Origin of the sequence: Paracoccus tibetensis, from assembly GCF_900102505.1 — a bacterium.
GTDB classification, from domain to species: domain Bacteria; phylum Pseudomonadota; class Alphaproteobacteria; order Rhodobacterales; family Rhodobacteraceae; genus Paracoccus; species Paracoccus tibetensis.
The window spans coordinates 1-1,783 of the sequence record NZ_FMVT01000033.1; the positions used below are offsets into that span (position 1 = coordinate 1).

General features: G+C 47.3%; 1 protein-coding gene. It reads right to left on the reverse strand.

The features are described from left to right. Positions 1 to 75: 75 nt before the first annotated feature. Positions 76 to 1,783, reverse strand: a 1,708-nt coding sequence (locus BLP73_RS18860) for an SIR2 family NAD-dependent protein deacylase (RefSeq protein ID WP_217630741.1), incomplete at its 5' end; no start/stop codon positions are given.

Below are 1,783 nucleotides of genomic sequence, written 5' to 3' on the forward strand. Positions count from 1 at the left end.
CGCTACGACAGATGTGCGAAAACCTTCCTCTCCGCCGTCGCCCTCGCCGCAACCGTCATCTTCTGGCTTTGACGATCAATGAGTCTGGAGCCTAATGTCTGGATAGGACTCGATAAAGCGTTCAAGGTTTTCTACGAATATTAATCTATCGCCCGCATCATGTATTTCATCTAGTCCGTCTACTAGTAGAAGAACGGTCCCTTTTTTCAATCTTGGCTCTAGAGCAGAATAAAGTCCGCTAAGCGTATCATCTCCAAAAATCTCTTGCATTGACTTTATTATTGCGGGAATAGGCTTAGTAATATGGTCCTTCCATTCGCGACACTTTATTATGACAGGGACAAGGTCGATCTCTGGAAGTCTATCGGCGCCTTCAACTCTTCTTGCTGAGCTGCTATATGCTACTGCTAACCGCTTGAGCAACATAGTCTTTCCGCCGCCAGGAAGTGCAAGCAGTGTAAAGCGGCGGTGTTTTAAAAATATTTTACCGAAAGGAAGGGCGTTCTCATTTTCGTCACGCCATTTCTGCAGCTTTTCCTCCCTCTTAACGTCGTTTTTGGGGAAGAACGGGGGTGTGGGCTTCAAGTCTATAGGTACAAATAGCTTTTCCAAATTAAATTTTCTTTGAGCAGTATCGATATCAGCTCGCACACCTTCTAGCGTCATCTCCCCGCAATCACGAATAAGAAAATTCTTGTAAGCATCCAGAACGTGAGATGAACGTCCCGCGTCTATCAACTGCTTTCTTTCAGGTTCGGCCTGAGACTTTAATGTGGGGAAGGCGCTCAGCAGGAAGGCAGGTAGGTCTTCGTGCTTGTCCCCGTAAGCTAGTGGGTCAACAAAACCGCGCCAAGAGAGGTCCTTAAGCTTATTCTCGTACTCGTCTCTTTTCACTAGAGCATAATGCCGAGGCATGGCGCCGCTGGCGTTTGCTCTTAGCCAGCTTATCAAGTTGGTAAAGTTTGGATCTGAGAACGTATCCCCACATCCAACAAAAAGAATGCGATTTAAAGTAGTCAGAGATCTTTGTAAGAGGTCTCTGACTTCATTATTTATTGTTTTCTCGTAGTCCCTAATGCCAAATATGCAATCATCAGGGTTTCTCCAGACTCCGTGAAGGTGGAGGACGCCTGGCAGCTCTCGGCGAGCCCATTGTAAAGACTGATCCTTTGCCGCAATGTCAACAGTAGGCAGCCCGGTGGCGGCCTCAATTAGAGTGTCATAATTCAGTGTAGCTAGCGGTATTCTACGACCCTCCAAGGAGCGCAAGCAATTTGCCATTGCGCCATCAGAAAAAGATAGGCCGCCAAACTCCCTCCTCATCCAGTCTTGGAATCCGCCGCCGGCCTTGAGCTTCTTTGCTGAAAACTCAGCGACGCCTAGTAACTCATCTACATCGTCTGATTCTTCTAGAAGTGATAGTTGCCGCGTGAACTGGTTGCCTGTTATATAACCACGGTCTTTGGCGTGAAGAAGACTTGACTCAATAAGCCGCTTCCAGTTTTTTGCAGGGTGTGTGTCCTTAGCCAAGGAAATGCTAGAGCCAGCACCAAAAACCACAATCAAATTCTTATTGTGGGCGGATTCCTGTATATCAGATATACTCACATTAACCTCAAAGGTAGAATATCGGAAGGGTTTTGATGTTGTCATTAGCAGTGGATAGTAGCTTTTAACTCTTGCTCTTTGGCCACTAATGGCTTGATGGATAGACGCCAGAGGATCGGCCTGGGCATCCTGCATTTGCCTCACAACCCCCGGCTGACTTCCCGATCCCTCCCAA